The organism is Bifidobacterium sp. UBA4282 (assembly GCF_002394995.1).
Taxonomy (GTDB): Bacteria; Actinomycetota; Actinomycetes; order Actinomycetales; family Bifidobacteriaceae; genus Bifidobacterium; species Bifidobacterium pullorum_B.
The window spans coordinates 71151-90123 of sequence record NZ_DGVO01000017.1; the positions used below are offsets into that span (position 1 = coordinate 71151).

General features: G+C 65.0%; 11 protein-coding genes. 5 read left to right on the top strand and 6 right to left on the bottom strand.

Annotated elements, in window-relative coordinates; genetic code table 11:
- The first annotated feature begins 20 nt into the window (after positions 1 to 20).
- Entirely contained in the window at positions 21 to 647 is a 627-nt protein-coding gene (locus B4C31_RS02275) for a YesL family protein (protein WP_291531160.1), read from the top strand.
- A gap of 161 nt (positions 648 to 808) precedes the next feature.
- Here the strand turns inward: B4C31_RS02275 and B4C31_RS02280 are convergent, their stop codons facing one another.
- Positions 809 to 4105 (bottom strand): glycoside hydrolase family 2 TIM barrel-domain containing protein, encoded by a 3297-nt coding sequence (locus tag B4C31_RS02280; protein ID WP_291531161.1) that lies wholly within the window; start codon positions 4103 to 4105, stop codon positions 809 to 811.
- Between the two features lie 89 nt (positions 4106 to 4194).
- On the opposite strand from B4C31_RS02280, the gene B4C31_RS02285 reads away from it, so the two are divergent.
- Entirely contained in the window at positions 4195 to 5136 is a 942-nt protein-coding gene (locus tag B4C31_RS02285) for an AraC family transcriptional regulator (protein ID WP_291531162.1), read from the top strand.
- Positions 5137 to 5151: 15 nt separating this feature from the next.
- Here B4C31_RS02285 and B4C31_RS02290 read toward each other — a convergent pair whose 3' ends face one another.
- Together B4C31_RS02290 and B4C31_RS02295 are read right to left on the bottom strand one after the other, a co-directional pair.
- Positions 5152 to 6636 carry an amino acid permease gene (locus tag B4C31_RS02290; protein ID WP_291531163.1) on the bottom strand — a complete coding sequence of 495 codons (1485 nt, stop codon included), beginning with the start codon at positions 6634 to 6636 and terminating at the stop codon, positions 5152 to 5154.
- A gap of 105 nt (positions 6637 to 6741) precedes the next feature.
- Complete coding sequence (locus tag B4C31_RS02295; RefSeq protein WP_291531164.1) at positions 6742 to 7302, bottom strand: TetR/AcrR family transcriptional regulator; 561 nt, start codon at positions 7300 to 7302, stop codon at positions 6742 to 6744.
- A 117-nt stretch (positions 7303 to 7419) separates the two neighbouring features.
- Here B4C31_RS02295 and B4C31_RS02300 point away from each other — a divergent pair, with 117 nt between their 5' ends.
- From B4C31_RS02300 to B4C31_RS02310, 3 genes are all read left to right on the top strand, one after another.
- The gene (locus B4C31_RS02300; RefSeq protein WP_291531165.1) at positions 7420 to 8121 is read left to right on the top strand and encodes an ABC transporter ATP-binding protein; all 702 of its coding nucleotides are present in this window, start codon (positions 7420 to 7422) and stop codon (positions 8119 to 8121) included.
- A gap of 52 nt (positions 8122 to 8173) precedes the next feature.
- Positions 8174 to 11692, top strand: coding sequence for an FtsX-like permease family protein (locus B4C31_RS02305; protein ID WP_291531166.1), 3519 nt, complete (start codon positions 8174 to 8176; stop codon positions 11690 to 11692).
- A gap of 149 nt (positions 11693 to 11841) precedes the next feature.
- Positions 11842 to 13368 carry an amino acid permease gene (locus B4C31_RS02310; RefSeq protein ID WP_291531167.1) on the top strand — a complete coding sequence of 509 codons (1527 nt, stop codon included), beginning with the start codon at positions 11842 to 11844 and terminating at the stop codon, positions 13366 to 13368.
- Positions 13369 to 13452: 84 nt separating this feature from the next.
- On the opposite strand, the gene B4C31_RS02315 is transcribed toward B4C31_RS02310, so the two are convergent.
- From B4C31_RS02315 to B4C31_RS02325, 3 genes are read right to left on the bottom strand one after another with little or no spacing between them, the layout of a single operon-like run.
- Positions 13453 to 13941, bottom strand: coding sequence for a MarR family winged helix-turn-helix transcriptional regulator (locus B4C31_RS02315; RefSeq protein ID WP_291531168.1), 489 nt, complete (start codon positions 13939 to 13941; stop codon positions 13453 to 13455).
- A gap of 58 nt (positions 13942 to 13999) precedes the next feature.
- Complete coding sequence (locus tag B4C31_RS02320; RefSeq protein WP_291531169.1) at positions 14000 to 16177, bottom strand: YhgE/Pip domain-containing protein; 2178 nt, start codon at positions 16175 to 16177, stop codon at positions 14000 to 14002.
- The gene (locus tag B4C31_RS02325) at positions 16174 to 18831 is read right to left on the bottom strand and encodes a YhgE/Pip domain-containing protein (RefSeq protein ID WP_291531170.1); all 2658 of its coding nucleotides are present in this window, start codon (positions 18829 to 18831) and stop codon (positions 16174 to 16176) included. Before B4C31_RS02325 ends, B4C31_RS02320 begins: the two co-directional genes overlap by 4 nt.
- Between the last annotated feature and the right edge of the window lie 142 nt (positions 18832 to 18973).

An 18973-nucleotide genomic window follows, 5' to 3' on the forward strand; every position in this document is an offset into this window, starting at 1 on the left:
CCTGACATAAGGAGCGCACCATGACCACGCTGTTCTCTCAGGATTCCGCCCTAATGCGGGGCATGTCCTACCTCACCGACGCGGTGTGGCTGACCATCCTGACCGTGGTGGCTTGCCTGCCGGTGGTCACGATCGGCGCGGCATGGTGCGCCTCCTATGAAACGGCCCGCACGCTCGGCTCGGGCGAAGGGCACATGACCCGCCGGTTCGCCGACGCGTTCCGCTCCAACCTCGTCAAGGCCACGGGCCTCTGGCTGGTCATGGGCGTGACCGGCGCCGCGATCGCCGCCTCCTGGGTGTTCATCCAGATCACCCCGCTGCTGGTCGTCAAATTCGCCGCCACCATCCTCTGGCTCATCATGGCCGTGTGGGTGTGGCCGCTGCAGGCGCGGTTCGAGAACCCGGTGGGCCGCACCCTGCGCAACGCCCTGCTCATCGGCATCTCCCAGATTGTGCGCACGATTGCGGTCGTGCTGGTCTGGGCGACGTTCGGAGTGCTGTTGGCGGCCTCGCTGATGCTGTTCCCGCAGGGACTGTTCCTGCTGGTTCTGCTGGGGCCGGGGCTGGTCTCATTGGCGCACGAGGCGATCCTCCGTCCGGTGATCGCCGCCTACTCGGCCGGTCCTTCCGCTGCAGCGCGTTCGTGATCCTGCACCGAAAGGGTCAGATGGGAGGTCCGAAGAGGCCCTTTTGGCGCAGCGGCACCGTAATCCTGCAGCAAATGGGCCAGATGCGAGACATGAAGAGGCCCTTATGATGCAGTGGCTTCGCGCACATGCATCATAAGGGCCTCTTTACGTGTGCGGGGTCAGCCGATCTCCGGGCGCAGCAGCACGTTGAACTCGAATGACTCGGCGTCCAGTCGGTATTGCTTGCCCAATTCCGGTCCGCAGCTGTTGGAGCCGATGCCGCTTTGCATGTAATCCACGCACACCACGGTCGAGGCGGACTCCTCCAGCTCATGGTTGTGGGCCTTGGCGGTCATCTCCTCGGCCGTATAGGGCAGTGCCTGGAAGTCGAATGGCTGTGTCGCGTAGATGCCGAGCGTCATATCGTCGCCGGACACGCGGGCCCAATCGCAATCATGATGATTGCCGTTTTCCTGCGGCTTGATATAGGGTTCGAACAGGGTTGTCGGCGTACCCGAGAACACGCCATGCCAGCTGGCGCGGCGCTTGTCGATATAGCTTTCCAGCGGTCCCAGACCGCAATAGGATACGCGGTTCATCGACTTGGGGCACATCAGTCGCAGACCGAAACGCGGCAGGAACGGCATGCGCGCATCGCGGTTGACGGTCATCCGCAGGTCCACCGAACCGTCCGAGGCGATGGTCCAAATGGCTTTCATCGTGGCGATGCGCTGCACCACCGGCGCCACCAGACCCATCGTGGCGGCGATGCGGACCACCCCGCCGTCAGCGCTCGTCGATACCTCATAAGTCCGCGTATATGCGTGGTCGTATCGTGCGGTGAACCACTGATGCTTGACATATTGGTCGTTGTCGGTGGGCGCGCGCCAGACGTCGATGCTCATCGGCTGGTCGATCAGGGTATGGTTGCCGACCGTCATCGTGTCGAACAAGCCGGTGCGACGGTCGAACACGTAGCGGAAATGCTCGTTTTCGATCACCAGCGTCGCCCCGCGCTCCGCAACGGTCGGCTGCAGGTCGTTGGCCTTGCCCGCCGCGTTCGCCGCCCGGACCACCGTCTGGTTGCGCGGGTCGGACGTCTCAACCGGCACCTCGTCGAATCCGAGGTCGAACCCGGCCGGCAGCAGCTCGTCCGCCGCCTTCAGCGAATAGCGCACCACCAGCGTGGCCTTGCCCTCGTCCGGTATCGCGTCGACCAGACGCGGCACCGCCACGTCGGCCTCGCCATGCGGCGGAATCGACGGCATGCGCGGCGTGGACATCCAAATCGGTTCGCCGTCGCACATCAGCTCCACGTGCATGGTCAGATAATCGGCCAAATCCACGAAATCCATGTAATTGTGGAGCATGAGCGTGCCGGACGTCTGATCGAACGCCGTCACACGCGCCGGACGATACACGTTCTTGAACTCTTTGAGACCCGTATGCGGCGTACGATCCGGATACACCAGACCGTCCATGCAGAAATTGCCGTCGTGCGGATACTCGCCGGAGTCTCCGCCATACGCGTAGATTCGGCGTCCATCGGGCGCGGTGCCGCGGTCGATCGCATGATCGCACCACTCCCAGATGAACCCGCCGGCCAGCCCGTCATACCGCTGGATCAGCTCGAAATAGTCCTCCAGGTCGCCCGGGCCGTTGCCCATCGCATGGCAGAACTCGCACAGCACGTACGGCTTGGTGCCGTTGGCGCCGTCATCGCCGTTGGAGCCGTCGCCTTGCGGCCCTTCGTCGGAGAAGTACTGGACGATCGATTCGAGCGTGGGATACATGCGACTGTGCACGTCAAGGTTGGAGAAGTCGTACGCCTTGCCGTCCGCCACGTAGCGAGCCGATTCGTAATGCGTCGGACGTGAGGGGTCGAAACGCTTGGTCCATGCCAACGCCGCCTCGAACGTGCATCCGTAGGCGCATTCGTTCCCCATCGACCACATGATGATCGACGGATGGTTCTTGTCACGCTCCGCGCTGCGGCGTACACGGTCCACGGTGGCCGGGATGAAATCGGGGTTGTCGGAAATCAGACGGTTCCAGCGTTCCAGCATCGCCTTCTCGGACATGTCCGGTGCCACCACGTTGGTGGCGCCATGACTTTCGTCATCCGCTTCGCCGACCACGTAGAAGCCGAGCCGGTCGTACAGGTCGTAGAAGTGCGGCGCATTCGGGTAATGGCTGGTGCGAATCGCGTTGACGTTGTGCTCCTTCATGAGCTTGAGGTCGGTCATGATCTGCGCTTCGCTGATCGTGGGCCCGGTCACGGGATCGGAATCGTGACGATTGACGCCGTGCAGCGTGATTCGTTGACGGTTGACCTTGAGCACACCGCCGTCGGTGGTGACCTCGCGGATGCCGATATGGTCGGTGATCGTCTCGCCGTCGGTCTCATAGACGACCGTATATCGGTATGGGGTTTCGGCCGTCCACAGGTGTGGATGGTCGACGATGAATGTGACGGTGGCACGTGCGGTGAACTCATAGCCGTCGTAGTCGGTCGTATCGCCGTCGGCGCCCGGTCGTGCGGGGACGGGGTTGTCGGCTTCATCGGTCGGCATGGCGATCGCGGAGGCGAGCTTCTCGTTGTACTCGTCATACAGCGTCGCGGTCACCGGAACGGCTGTGCCGCCAAAGAAGTCGATGTCGACGCTGATCGTGGCGCGGTCGGCAATCGGAAGTCCGTTCCCGGCAGTGTCGTCGCGCCAATCAATCGTGGTGTGCATGGCGTAGTCGCGAATCGCCCGCTGTGGACGGTCCAACAGGTAGACGTCGCGGAAGATGCCGCTCATGCGGAACTTGTCCTGATCCTCCAGATAGCTTCCGTCGCACCACTTGAGCACCAGCACGGCCAGGGTATTCGCGCCGTCGGCCAGAATGCCGGTCACATCGAATTCGCTGGTCGCATGCGAAACCTGCGAATAGCCGACGAACGTGCCGTTCAGCCACACGTAGAAACAGGAATCCACACCCTCGAATGTCAGGAACGTGCGCGGCGCCGCGTCGTTGATGCGATGTTCGAACGCGTACAGATACACGCCGCACGGGTTATCCTGCGGCACATATGGCGGGTCAAGGGGGAACGGGTAATTGATATTCGTGTACTGGTGGCGATCGACGCCGTGGTTCTGCCAGACGGACGGCACCGGAATCGTCGTATAACCGGCGGCGCGCAGTTCGTCGGGACGCGGCTCGTCGGAGATGCCGAGCGAATCGATGAATCCACGGTCGTAGAACGCCGGCAGGCCGGCCTGATGGCGACGTGCCACCTCCGCATCCACATCATAGATGCTGGTGTAATAGCGGAACATCCAATCGCCGTTGAGCAAATCGAACCGATCGGAGTCGGCCCGGCGCTCGCCGGTGGTGTCCATACGCGTGGACGCGGGGATGAAATAAGCGTGGTTCGGCATCGTGCCGACATGCAGATTGTTGAGGTCTTCATAGTATCTCGGGATAAACATATGTCGGCTCCTTTGTCCGATGGCGAACGTCGCGTCGCGACTCTGTCAATGTCCAACAACCATTATCCGCGCGACATGAGGCTAACGCCATGGTGGTTATGCTTGTGAGCATGCACGAAATTGCTGATTCCATCGTCGAGGATGCCGGTTCGGACGTCGAGGATTTCGATGCCGTGTCCATGAACGCGCGCGGCATGACAATCAACGCCGGCTACATGTTTCGGGCCGATGTCGATATGGAGGAAACGGCGGTACCGCTCATCGTTACCGCGGCCGGCCGGTATCGCATGATTTCGCGTGAACGGTTTACGACCAGTCGGTTCGCGGGCCGGCATGACTATCAGCTGCTCTATGTGGCGTCCGGCAGCGCGATGTTTTACCGGGATGGTGTGCCACGTCGCATGCCGGCCGGCACCTGTGTCGTATACCGTCCGGGCGAGCCGCAACATTACGAATACCGGGCGGCCGATCATACGGATGTGTATTGGGCGCATTTCTCCGGTTCCGATGCCGCACGGCTGGCCGACATCGCACCGGATGGGGTCGCCGACGCCGGTGTTTCGGTGGAATACGGCATGCTGTTCGGGCGGATGATCGGCGAGTTGCAGTTCCGACGTGCAGGCTATGAGGAGCTTGCGGCGCTTGATCTGAGACGCGTCGTCGCGCTGATGCGGCGGCATGATGCGGAGATGTCAGGCGATGATGCCCGACGGATGCCTGCGGTGGTGCGTGACGCGGTGAGTTACCTGCACGATCATGCCGCTGAACGATTTTCAGTTGCGGATTATGCGTCGTTGCACGGGCTGAGCGTCAGCCGCTTCATCCACGTGTTCCGTGAGGTCACGGGACTGTCTCCCAAACGCTATCAGACGGAAATCCGGATGAACGAGGCGCGGATGCTGCTGGAAAGCACCGATTATCCGGTAGCGGAAATCGCCGACATGGTTGGATATGACAATCCGCTGTACTTCAGCCGACTGTTTCATGGACATGTCGGTATGTCCCCATCGACATACCGACATGCCGGTTGATTGATCGGGATTGGCTTAGCGGCGCGCCTGCGTCACCTGATAGGAGATGAGCAGCACAGCCAGCCAGATCACGCCGGCGATGACGGCGACGCGATAGCTGGCGGAGAAGCACATCAGCACCACGATCAGCGCCATGAACATCAGCACCACCCATGGCGTCACACGGTGGAACGGCAGCTTGAACGCGATGGCGTCCAACGCATCCTGTCCGCTCTTGCCGGCCAGCGCGGAATCGCTCGGCGAACCGCCGGCCTTCACCACCTGGCGGAATTTCATCTCGGTGATCATGATCATCGACCAGTTGATGATGGCGGAGATGGTGGCGATGCTCATCAGATAGTTGAAGGCGAACTCAGGCCATACGAACACCACCACCACGGCGATGACGGTGATCGCCGCCGAGGTGAGTACGGCTGCCACCGGCACGCCATGGAAGTTCAGGCGTCCCAGATAGGCGGGTGCGTTGCCCTGCTTCGCCAGGGAGTACAGCATGCGCGAGTTGGCGTACAGGCCCGAGTTGTACACGCTCATCACGGCGGTCAGGCACACGAAGTTGAGGATCCCGGCGGCCACATGCACGCCCATCGAATCGAAGATCTGCACGAACGGGCTGGACTCGCCGTCGATCAGGTTCCACGGCACCACGGCCATGATCACGCCGAGCGCGACCACGTAGAACACCAGAATGCGCCAGATCACGCCGTTGGTGGCCTTCGGGATGGTGGTGCGCGGGTCCTCGGTCTCGCCGGCGGTCACGCCGATCAGCTCGGTGCCGCCGAAACTGAACATGACCACCACCAGCGCCATGAGCAGACCGGTCCAGGTGCCGTCGGCGTTGCGCTGCATGACGCCGTTCGGCAGGAATCCGCCGTCCAGCGCGAACCAGTTGGCGAAGCTGGCGCGGACGCCGGAGTCGGTGGGCAGATTGAACGCGATGACGGCCAGGCCACCGACGATCATGGCAAGCACCGCCACGATCTTGATGATGGCGAACCAGAACTCGATCTCGCCGAATTTGCTGACGCCCATCAGGTTGGCGGCGGTGATGACCACCAGGAAGAACGCGGCCGACGCCCACTGCGGAATGTTCGGGAACCAGTAGTTGACGAACGAGCCGACCACGGACAGCTCCACCATCGAGACGAGGATGTAGTTGAACCAGTAGTTCCAGCCGGAGACGAACCCCGCGCGCTTGGACCAGTAGCGGGTGGCGTAGTAGCTGAACGCGCCCGCCTTCGGGTCCTCCACCGACATCTCGCTCAGCGCGCGCACGATCATGAAGATGGCGATGCCGCCGATCAGGTAGGCGAGCAGGATGGCCGGGCCGGCCAGCGAGATCGACTCGCTGGAGCCGTAGAACAGGCCCGTGCCGATGGCGCCGCCGAGCGCGATGAGCTGGATGTGTCGGTTCTTCAGCGACTTGCGCAGCGACGGCGGTTCCTGGATGGTGACGTCGCTGGCGGAGCCGGCTGGAGCGCCGGCGTGGTTGGTGTTGGTCATGGGTGGCTCCCCTCTCTGCCGGCCGAATGCCGGTTGAACGGCATTGTAAGCAGCGGGAGGCGACGCGACCCCCCGTGCGTCCGCTGGATGGGCGGATGGCGAGTGTCAGCGGGCGGGCAGGGCCATCGTGGTGATGATTCGGGCCACGGTTTCGGGGGAGACGGTCGGTTCGGCGGCCAGCCAATGCTGGAGCAGGCCGATGCTGCCGGAGACGGCGAAGTGCATGCGCATTTGGGCCTCCTGCGGGTCGGTGCCCTGCAGCTGCGTGGCCAGGTCGATGCGCCCGTAGATCAGCCCGAGCAGCTGCTGTTGGAATCTCAGGTCGGCCTGCGGGCTCATCAGCACACGCAGATGGCTGCGATTGTCGGCGATGTACCGGCAGACGTGTTCGATGACGCGGCCGACGCTGTCGGGATCCGGCCGTTCGAGCAGTTGCTGGAGCGTGCCGTTGACCCAGTCAATCGTGTCCTCCTCGATGTCGCGCAGCAGACTGTCGAGGTCGGGATAATGCGCGTAGAACGTGGAGCGGTTCACATCCGCCCGCTCGCACAGCTCGCGCACGGTGATTCGTGCGAGCGGTTTGTCCGCCAACAGTTCGATGAGTGCATCGCGCAATGCCCGCCGCGTGTACTGCGTGCGGCGGCTCTCGACCATCTCCCGTGCCAATTGCGTCTCCCTTGCCGCCAATCCGACAACTCGCAACCCGACTGTCGGTTGCCAAACCGACACTGTGTTGGTTTACTATGAGTATAGCAGTTCCGCGAGCGGTACGGGAGGTGCGCGATGGCATACATCGAGTTCGACAACGTGGTCAAGGAATACCCCTCCGGTGGCAGCGTGATTCGCGCGCTCGACGAGGCCAGCTTCACGGCCGACGAAGGCCGTCTGACCGTGATTCTCGGTCAGTCCGGCGCCGGCAAGACCACGGCGCTGAACATCCTAGGCGGCATGGATACCGCCACCTCCGGTCGCGTGGTGGTGGGCGGCCGGGATATCACCGGTCTCAAGTCCAAGGAGCTGGTCGGATACCGCCGCAATGACATCGGCTTCGTCTTCCAGTTCTACAACCTGGTGCCCAACCTGACCGCGCTTGAGAACGTGGAGCTCGCCTCCCAGATCTGCGCCGACCATTTTGACCCGGCCGAAACCCTCGGCAAGGTGGGGCTCGCCGACCGGCTCGACAACTTCCCCGCGCAGCTGTCCGGCGGCGAGCAGCAGCGCGTCTCGATCGCCCGCGCCATCGCCAAGAAGCCCAAGCTGCTCCTGTGCGACGAACCGACCGGCGCCCTGGATTACGAGACCGGCAAGGAGGTCCTGCAGCTGCTGCAGGACATCTGCCGGGACGAGGGCATGACGGTGATGATCATCACTCACAACTCGGCGCTCGCCCCGATGGCGCACAAGGTGATCCGGTTCCGTTCCGGCAAGGTGACCGGCGAGGAGGTCAACGAGCATCCGATGCCGATCGCCGACATCGAATGGTAGGACGGTGGTTGCGATGAGTGTGAAACATTCCGTGAAACACTCTCGTCGAAGCATGAAACAACCCGTGAAACGCGTTGCGCTCGCGTATGTCAAGGACACGACGCGCTCCTGGCTGCGCGGTTGGAAGCGATTCCTCTCCATCGCCGTCATCTCGCTGCTCGGCGTCTCCGTACTCACCGGCATCTACGCCGGCTGCCGCGACATGTTCCTGGCCGCCGACCGGTTCTACGACGGGCAGGGACTGCACGATATACAGATCCTCTCCACCTACGGCCTGACCGACGACGACATCGTCGCGCTGCGCCGCATCGACGGCGTCGACACCATCCAACCCGAACGCACGCAGAGCGCAACCACCGACGTCGCCGGCACCGACAAAAGCGTCACGATGACCGAAATCGGCGTGGAAGGCCTCGACCTGCCCCACCTGCAGGAAGGCAGGATGCCCACCAAAGCCGGCGAGGTCGCCGTCACCGAGAAATACCTCATCGACTCCGGCCACAGCATCGGCGACACCATCACCATCACCCCCGCCGACACCACGGACGCGTTCGGAGTCGATCTGTCCGAATCGGGGGATTCGGACGGAAACGCCATTCAAACCGGGGCCGACGCGAACGATTCGGGGGATTCGGACGAACAGCGGGAGACGGCTGCGGACGAAGCGAACGAATCGGGGGATTCGGACGCGAACGGGGAGCGCGCGGATGATGAAACCTCGCCGCAATTCCCCACCGAGCTGACCATCACCGCACAGGTGCTGGATCCCAAGGACCTGACCAACCCCACCGGCTATGTCACCTCCGCACTGCGCAGCCCCACTACCGCCGACTACGTGTTCTTCGCCCCCAGCAGCGGCGTCACCGGCAACGTCTACACCGCCATCAGCCTGACCGTCGAGGGCGCCGCCGAACAGGGCACCTTCGGCGATGACTACGACCGCATCGTTGATGAGGTCATCGACCGCATCGAACACACCGTGCAGGACGATAGGCAGCAAGCCCGCCGCCAAAGCATCGTCAACGAGGCCCAACGGCAACTCGATGACGCCAAAGCCGACGCCTACGCCCAGCTCGACGACGGCCAGCGCCAGATCGACGACCAACGCGCCACCTTGGACGAAAACCGCCAGACCCTGGCCGATACCCGCAGCCAACTGGAATCCGCGCAAACCGAGATAGCGGACGGCGAAACCCAGATCGCAACCGCACGCTCGCAGATCGCCGCCGGTCGCCTGCAGATCACCCAAGGCCGCCAGCAGATCAACGAAGCCCGCACCCAGCTGAACACCGGCAAACAGCAGCTCGCCGACGCCCGGGCACAGCTCGACGCCGCGCAGCAGGAACTGAACAACGCCGAACAGATGCTGCAGCTTGCCCGGCAGGTGCGGGATATGCTGGACTCCGTCCCGACCGTCGACGAAGCGACATGGGCACAGATCGCCGCACTGCTGGCTCAGCTAGGCATCGACGTCGACCCGGATGTGCCTCCCGGCGATGGCATGCAATCCATCAAGAACCAGCTGGACGCCACCATAGCCGACACGCAAACGCAATATGACGAAGGCAAGCGGCAATACGACGACAACAACGCCGTGGTCACCCAGAAGGAACAGGAGGCGGCCGCCGGCGAGGCCGAGCTCAATGCGCAGGCGTCCACGCTGGAAGCCAACGCCACCGCGCTCGAACAGCAGGCCGCGCAACTGGAGGCGCAGGCCGCCACATTGGCTACGAACAAGCAGCAGGTGGAGGACGGCCTCAAACAGGTGGAGGACGGCGAGGCGCAGCTGGCCGACGGCGAACGGCAGCTCAACGACGCGCAGGCCGAGCTTGACGAACAGCGCGCCAAAGCCGACGAGGAATTCTCCAAGCAGCAGCAGACCATCGACGACATCGCCGCCGCCCGATGGTACGTGCAGGACCGCTCGTCGATCGGCGGCTACTCGTCGCTGGACTCCGACGTCTCCTCGATCGAGACGCTCGGCTACGCGTTCCCCGTGGTGTTCCTGCTGGTGGCCGTGCTGATGAGCCTGACCGCCATGACCCGCATGGTGGAGGAGGAACGCGGCCTGATCGGCACCTACACCGGACTGGGGTACGGGAATCTGGCCATCGCCTCCCGGTATCTGCTGTTCGCGGTGCTCGCCTGCCTGATCGGAGGCGCGCTGGGTCTGCTCGTCGGCTTCCTCGGCATCCCCTCGCTGCTGCTGGTGGTGTTGGCGAACATGTATGTGATCCCCGGCATCACGCTCGAATACGACTGGCTGTACGGCAGCCTGGGCATCGCGCTGTTCGTGGTGGCCGTGCTGGTGGCCACCGCCGTGGCCTGCGCGGGCGAGCTGCGGCAGACCCCCGCCCAGCTGATGCGTCCGAAGGCGCCGAAGGCCGGCTCTCGCGTGCTGCTGGAACGCATCCGGCCGTTGTGGACGCGACTGAGCTTCCTCAACAAGGTCACGGCACGCAACATCTTCCGGTTCAAGAGCCGCCTGATCATGACCGTCGGCGGTGTGGCCGGCTGCACCGCGCTCATCGTCTGCGGTCTGGGCATCAATGATTCGGTCGACGCGCTCGGTCCGAAGCAGTACGAGGACCTGTACCGCTACGACCTGCTGGTGGTGGCGAACGACGCGGATGCGGATGCGATGGCCGATCTGGTGGCCGGTAACGCGGATGTGACCGATACGATGCGCGTGCGCCTGGAAAGCGGCGAGCTCGCCAACGATGATGGCAGCGCCACGATCCAGCTGATGGTGATCCCGGACGGCGGCGGCGAGGACCTGTCCGAGATGGTGGAGCTTGAGGACGCGGAACACGGTCGCGCGGCGCTGACGCTGGCCGATGACGGGGTGATTGTGGCGCAGTCCGCGGCGAACGCGCTTGGCGTGAAGGCCGGCGATACGGTGTCGCTGACCGACGGGAACATGCGGCATGGCGAGGTGACGGTGACGGCCGTGAACCGCGGTGTGATCGGTTCCGACGTGTACATCGGCGAGGAGGCGTACCGGCAGGCGTTCGGCGACGACTCGCCGCTGACGTGGAACGCCATGTACGCGCTGTTCGACGGCGACGGGGACGCCCAGGTGGCCTACGCGGAGGAGCTGCAGGACGATCCCTCGATCCTGACCGCGATGAGTTGCGAGGATATGCGCCGCAGCTTCCGGTTCGACCTGATGGCCGCCGTGGTGGCGCTGATCATAGGTCTGGCGGGCAGCCTGGCGTTGGTGGTGCTGTTCACGTTGGCCAATACGAACGTGTCCGAGCGCGTGCGCGAGATGGCCACGCTGAAGGTCCTGGGCTTCACCGACCGTGAGGTGCATACCTACGTGAACAAGGAGATGATGATCCTCACCGGCGTGGGCATTCTGGTCGGGCTGCCGCTGGGACGGTTCGTCTGCGGGCTGCTGACCGCTGCGCTGAGCATGCCGGGCATCTATTTCGAGGTTGAGGTGCGCTGGTGGAGCTACCTGATCGCCGCGGCGGCCACGCTGGTGTTCGCGCTGCTGGTGCAGCTGATCACCAACCCCGTGCTGGACCGCATCGATCCGGTCAGCTCGCTGAAGTCGGTGGAATAGCCGCGTTCCGACGCTTGCGGGCGCGACCGGTGACGCCGCCGAACGTGGCGGCACCTGCTGCCGTGCACGTAAGGGGGAACGTGGGGTACATGGGGCGCATCGCGGAACGTAACACGCGTTGTTTACATGTACCCGCTACACTGCCAGCCATGGCAGAGACACGGGAAGAGGTGCGACCGCGTTCGTCGGCGGCCGGCACGGCCGAGCTGGACTCGGTGGAGACGTTGGATTCCGAGAACGAGATGGAGCGCGGCCTGTCCAACAGACACGTGCAGTTCATCGCGATCGGCGGCACGATCGGCACCGGTCTGTTCCTGGGGTCCGGCAAGTCGATCAGCCTGACCGGCCCGAGCATCGTGTTCGTGTATATCCTGGTCGGCGTGGTCATGTTCCTGCTGATGCGCGCCATCGGCGAAATGATGTACCGCGATCCGAGCCAGCATACATTCATCAACTTCGTGGAACGCTACCTGGGGCGCGGCTGGGGCAAGTTCGCCGGGTGGTCGTACTGGGTGGCGCTCGTGCTGCTCGGCATGACTGAGATCACGGCCGTCTCCACGTATTTCGTGACCTTCTTCGAGACCTTCGGCATCGATGTGAGCGCGTGGAAATGGCTGATCGAGGCCTGTTTCCTGGTGGCGCTCGTGGGCATCAACCTGATTGCCGTCAAGGTGTTCGGCGAGGTGGAGTTCTGGTTCTCGATGATCAAGATCACGTTGATCGTGGCGATGATCGCCACTGCCGTGGTCATGATCGTCATCGGCTACCATTATCCGTCCGTGCAGATCCATGGTGCCGATGCGCCCACGCCGGCCGGTCATGCCGGGTTCGACAATATCCTGGACGGGTTCTCGATCGCCCCGAACGGCTGGCTCGCGTTCCTGATGAGCTTCCAGATGGTGTTCTTCGCCTACGAGATGATCGAGTTCGTGGGGGTGACCGTCTCCGAGACCAAGAACCCGCGTCAGGTGCTGCCCAAGGCCATCAACCAGATCATCGTGCGTATCCTGATCTTCTACGTGGGCGCGCTGGTGGCGATTATGGCCATCGTGCCGTGGCGCAACTTCACCGCCAACGAGGACGGCTCGTTCGCCTCCCCGTTCATCATGGTGTTCCAGTACGCGGGTCTCAACTGGGCCTCGGCGCTTGTGTTCTTCGTGGTCATCACGGCCGCCAGCTCGGCGTTGAACTCGCTGCTGTACTCCGCCGGCCGCCATCTGTACCAGATCGCCTCGGAGTCGCATTCGCCCACTCTGCAGAAGGTCGGTGTCGTCTCCTCGCACAAGGTGCCGGCGCGCGCGATCCTGGTCTCCGCGGCGCTGATCATGCTCTCGCCGGTCATCAACGCGTTCCCGCAGGTCTCCAGCGCGTTCGTGCTGTTCTCGTCCGCGTCCAGCGCCGTGTTCCTGTTCATCTACATCCTGACGATGGTGGCGCACCGCAAGTACCGCCAGTCCCCGGACTTCGCCGCCGACGGGTTCGTCATGCCCGCATGGCGGGTCACGAACACCATCGCCATCGCGTTCTTCGTGTTCGTGTACGCCACCCTGTTCCTGGCCGACGACACGCGAGGCTCAGGCATAGCGGGCCTGGCCTGGCTCGTGCTGTTCGGCGGCTACTGTCTGCTGCACGAGCACTTCCAGAACCGCGACCTCAAGGGTGCCTTGGGCCGCTGACGACCCGGATGATGCGGAAATGCATCTTACGCCTGACCTATGCGCGACGTCGCAGCCGGTGCACCTGCGGGGGGGGGGGGGGGGCTACTCGCCTTGGACCGATGTTCCGAAGGCCTCGTCGATCTGCTCCTGGGTGGGACGGGCGCCGTCCGGGCCGCATAGCGATAGGTAGGTGGCGAATTCGTTCATCCGGTCCACGAGCTGACGGGTGTGCTCCTCGCCCATCTGGGAGAACACCCAGCAGACGGTGGAGCAGAGCACCTCGAAGTTGCGTTGGTCCGCGGCCCGGCCTGCGTCGGTCATGTTGACCAGCGTGACGCGGCGATCGTTCGGATCGGTGGTGCGGGTGATGAACCCCTTCTTCTCCAGGGATGCGAGCACCGCGGAGATGCGGCCTGACGTGGTGTCGGCGGCGGCGGCCAACTGCGAGGGCGTGCGTGTGCCGTGCACGGCCAATTCGTGGAGGACCAGCGGCTCGCCCTTGGTGCTGTGCGTGAGCCGTTCCTGCATGGTGGCGCCACGGCCGCGCATGTGCTCGATCAGCTCGTCGAGCGCTTCCTGTTCGAATCCCATGGCGTGCCTCCCTGGTCCGCTTCTCCCCGGATATGCCTAATGGTACCGCGCCCACCCGCTAGCCGATGAGCTTGGTGCGCTCCAACTGTTCCCCGAACCGGCGGTTCAACCCGACCAACGGCTTGCGCAGCAGCAGGCCGAGCAACAGCAGCGGCGGCACGAACAGCAGCAGCTTGCCCAGCTCCATCCAGTAGTCGTTCCGATAGATGCCGGCGATTGCGGCGCGCATCGCGTTGATCGCATGCGTGATCGGCAGGAACGGGCTCAGCCGCTGCATGAACTCCGGCAGTACCTGCAACGGGTACGACCCGGCGGAACCGGACACCTGAAACACCAGCATCAGCATGCCGATCGCCTTGCCGATGTTCCCGAAGCTGACCACCATCGTGTAGATGAAGAACGCGAACACCAGTCCGCCCACCCAGCCCGAGAGCATGAACAGCAGCGGGTGCACGGCCTGCACGCGCAGGAACAGCAGGCTGCCCGCGCAGCTGACCGTGCTCTGCAGCAGCGAAATCAGCGCGAACACGCCGAAGCGTCCCAGGAACACCTGATGCGGCCGCAGCCGGCGGAACCGCCGCTGCTGCTCGTCCGCCAGCGAGGTGCTGACCGCCAGGGCGATGAGGATCGACGCGGTCCACAACGGGATGAACGTGTAATACGGCGCCATGCCCGAACCGAAATTCGCCACCGGGAACACGGCCTTGCGATCCAGTTCGACCGGTGCGGCCAATGCGGAGGCCAGCGAGGACGCGTCCCCGGCGAGCAGCGAACGGACGGCGTCGGCGTCGCCGCTCGTCAATGCGTCGGCCAGATCGTCATGGAAGGTGGTCAGCCCGGCGCCGGCCTCGCGCAGGTGCGCGGCGGTGTCGTCCAGCATCGTGCGGATGTCCGCCACCGTGGCGCCGGCGTCCGCCGCGGCGCCGTCCAGTGTGGAGACCGTGGAATCCAACCGTTGCGTGTCCTGATCCAGCACGGAGGAGGCGTCCCGCACGGCGGCGGTGAGTTGGTCGACCTGCGGGGCGATGTCGGCCGCGAACCCGTCCGAGACGTCGGTGACGGATGCGACGGCCTGGTCGATGAGCGTGCGGATCTGCTCCCGCTGTCCGAGCGCGGCGTCGGCGTCCCGCGTCACCGTGTCGGCGGCCGTGGTCAACGCCGTGGCCAGCGTGTCCAGCTGGTCGGCGGTGCGCTGCAGCGCGTCCGCCGCGGCCGTCAGGTCGGGGTTGTCGGCCGCGCCCGGCAGTCCCAGCAGCGTATCGTGCAGCTGCCGGTAGAGCGCCGCCTGGTCGCTCACCGCGGAGGACTGCTGACGCAGCGCGTCGGCGGTGGCCGTGGCGTTGCCCTGCGCGTCGTCGAACACCGTGTCGAGGTCGTCGCGCACGCCGGTGAACCCGTCGGCGCTGGCGGACAGCGCGTCCGTCACCGTGCCCGCGGCCGCCGAGAGCGCGTCGGCCGTGTCGCGGACCGCCTGACGGGCGTCGCCCAACGGTTCGGCGTTGTCGTCGATGGCCGTGGCGGTCTGCCCGACCAGCGCCGACGAGCTCTCCAGCAGCGACTGGGCCGTGTCGGTCAGCGCGCGGTAGGTGGCGAGGGAGTCGGCGGTGTCGTTCAACTGGGCGGCGAAGTCGGCGATGTTGGCCTGGAAATCGTCCATCGCGTTCCGGGCCTCGGGGCGGTCGAGCTGCCGGACCAGCGCCGCGGCGATGTCCAACGCGGTGCCCGTCAGCGTTTCGGCGAACATCTCGTTGACCTGCGCGGCCACCTCGTCGGCGCCCGCACCCGTCAGGTTCGGGGCGACCGCGTTCTTCTTCTCGTTGCTGTAATACTCGATGACGGCGTGGTGCGCGTCCTCGGTGAAGAACGTCATCATCGTGGCGCTGAAATCCTTCGGGATCACCAGCGCGGCATAGTATTCCCCGGACTTCGTGCCCTCGATCGCGTCCTGCCGCGTGGTGAACGTCCAATCCAGCTGCGAGTCGGCGCGCAGCTGGTCCACCACCTCGGCGCCGATCGACACACGGACCGGGATCAGGTCGGACTGGTAGCCCTCATCGTCGTTCGCCACCGCGAACCGCATCGCACCCATGTTGCCGAACGGATCCCAACTGGCGGCGATGTTGAACCAGGCGAACAGGCTGGGGATCGCCACCAGGCCGATCACGATGATCACGGAGACCACGTTGCCGGTGAGCCGGCGCACATCGTCCACGAACAGATGCCAGATATCCCTCATGCCCGGTGCCTCCCCTTGGAATCATGCAACCCGATCAGATCGGTTTCCACGATTCGGCGCGCGGCCTCCCGCGTGCGGTCCGCACGGCGTGCGCGCCTGCGCCGCCGCGCTCGGCGGGCGCGCATGCGGTCCAGATCGCGCAACGCCAGCTGCACGCGGATCTCCTCGTCGTCCAGATTGCCGAGCTCGACCTGCCGGCGCAGATGGTCGCGCATCAGCTCGATGCCCATCAGGAACGCGATGATCAGCAACACCCACACGGTCCACGCGCCCAGCATCGCCAGCTTGGCGTCCGTGGTCAGCGAGAACGTGACCGCCAGCACGACCGGCACCACGAACCCGGCGATCGTCGCGCCGCGCCGCAGCCGCGGATACAGCTCCTCGAACGCGGCCGCCCGCTGCACGATCGCCTCCCGATACTCCGCACGGTCGCCCAGCACGCGCAGGATCTGGCCGATCGGATACTCGTGGCCGCGCAGCGTCACCGGCTCGCCGTTGAGGATCCCGGCCTGGGCGATCTGCCGGGCGAACAGCCGGTTCACGTTCGTCAGCCGCGGCCGGACGCCGATGCCGACGGCGAACGCGACGGCGGCGAACACCAGCAGATGCGCCATGCTGGTCCACCAGACGTCGCCGTAGAACCCGCCGATCGTCTCGCGCAGGGCGTCGATCGCGTAGGTGAACGGGAAGAACGGGTGCAGGGCGCGGAAGAACCCGGGCATCATCTCGATCGGATACATGCCGCCCGCCCCCGGAATCTGCACGATGATCATCACCATGATCAGGGCCTTGCCCACATGCAGCAGCGTGGTGGCCAGCATGTACGCGACCGCGCTGTACGTCACCGAGGCGATCACCCCCGTGGCCACGAACGCGACCGGGCTGACCGTCTGCACGCCGATCACCAGATCGCCGACGGTCACGATCAGCCCCTGGGCGGCGGCCATGACCGCCAGCAGCAGCCAACGGCCCAGATACGCCTGGGTGGCGGTCAGGTCCTCGACACCCTCGTCGTCGGCCTCCAGCTTCATCAGCGCCACCAGCATGAACACGCCCGCCCACATCGCCAGATTCGTGAACAGCGGGGCCATGCCGGAACCGTACGAGTTGACCGGATACACGACATGCTCGTCCAGCACGGTGGGGGAGAGCATGAAATCCGCGATCTTGCGCTCGTCGAGCGTGCCATCCCCGCCGAACAGGGCGTCCAGCGTGCCGGCGGAGGACAACGCGTCCAAATCCGTGCGCAGCGTGCCCAGCCGGGTCTGCACGCGCGCCAGGGCGGCGTCGGTGTCGGACAGGGCGGTTGTCGTCTGCAGGAGCGCCTGGTCGAGCTGATCCACGATCAGTGACGCCTGGTCGATCAGCGTGCCCTGCGCTGACAGCTGGCCGCCGAGCGTGCCGCTCGCCGTGGATAGCGCACCCAGCCCGTTGCCGAGCGCGGGCCAAGCGTCGGCGTTCAGGGTGGACCGGGCCTGCGCGGAGGCGTCCAACGCCTGTTGCGTGGCCGTGCCCAGGTCGTCCGCCAGCGCGCCGGTGTCCGTGGCGGTGGCGCCGATGGTGCCGTTCAGCGCCGTCAGGCTTTCGATGGTGCCGTCCAGCGTCGTGTTCGCCTGTTGCAGCTGGTCGATGGCCTGCATGATGGTGCCTGACGAATCCGGCAGGGCTTCGGACAGGGCCTTCAGATTGTTCAGAAGCGTGGCGTTGCGGTCGGTGATGTCCTGCAGCGTGGCCAGGCTGCCGGCGACCTGGCCGTTGGCCGCGGTGATCGCTCCCGCCGCCGAGGCCAGAGCGCCCGTGGCCTTGGCATTGGCTTGGGAGAGCAGGGCGTTGCCGGTGTCGAACGCCGTGGAGGCGGTGCCGACGGTCTGCCCGAGCGCGGTCCGCGTGGTGTCAAGCAGGCCGGAGAGGCCGTCCAGCCCGCTGGCGGCGTCGGCGCCGAGCCGGCGGACATCGTCGAGCGTGGCGCGCACACCCGTCAGATCCATCGGGTCGTCGGCATCGGTGACGTCGGCGATGGCGGAGCGGATCGAGGCGACGGCATCCTGCGCGTCCGCCAGCGCCCGGTCGGCCTTGGCGCGGGCGGCGTCCGCGGAATCCGACGCCTGGGCCTCGGCCTGGTTGACGGCCTGTGCCACCACCTCGCTGACGGTGGAGACGAACGTGGCGTTGACTTGACGGTCGACCGTGTTCGCGGCGGTGTCCGTGACCTTCGGCGCGATGGGACTGGCCTTCTCGTTGACGTAGTACTCGAGCGCCGGCCGCTCGCCGTCCCCGGTGATGAGACCCGCGAGCCGGTCGCTGAAATCCTCGGGGATGACGATCGCCGCATAGGAACGGCCGGACCTGACGTCCCGCATGGCGGTGTCCTCGTCGACGAACGCCCAGCCGATATCGTGGTTGTCCCCAAGCGAATCGACGATCCGGTCGCCGAGATCGACGCCGGCGATCGGCGCCGACTCGGTGCCGCGGTCCCGGTTGACCACCGACACCCGCACATTGGCGGTATTGCCATACGGATTCCAGAACCCGATGATGTTCACCCATGCGTAGAACGCGGGCAGCACGGCCAGACCGAACACAATCACCCACGCCGCCGGCACACGCAGCAGCCGTCGGACATCACGCGCGACGATCGACCACACATTGCGCACAGGACACCCTCCCATCATCGGCCGCAACGGGAACGCGGCATCTCCGGTAGCATAGGCTTCCGGCGCATCACGCCGCACCGCGATTCACCCCAAGAGGGGGTGGCTTGGGCATGTCCATGGCTGCTGTCCGATTTTGGCGGCG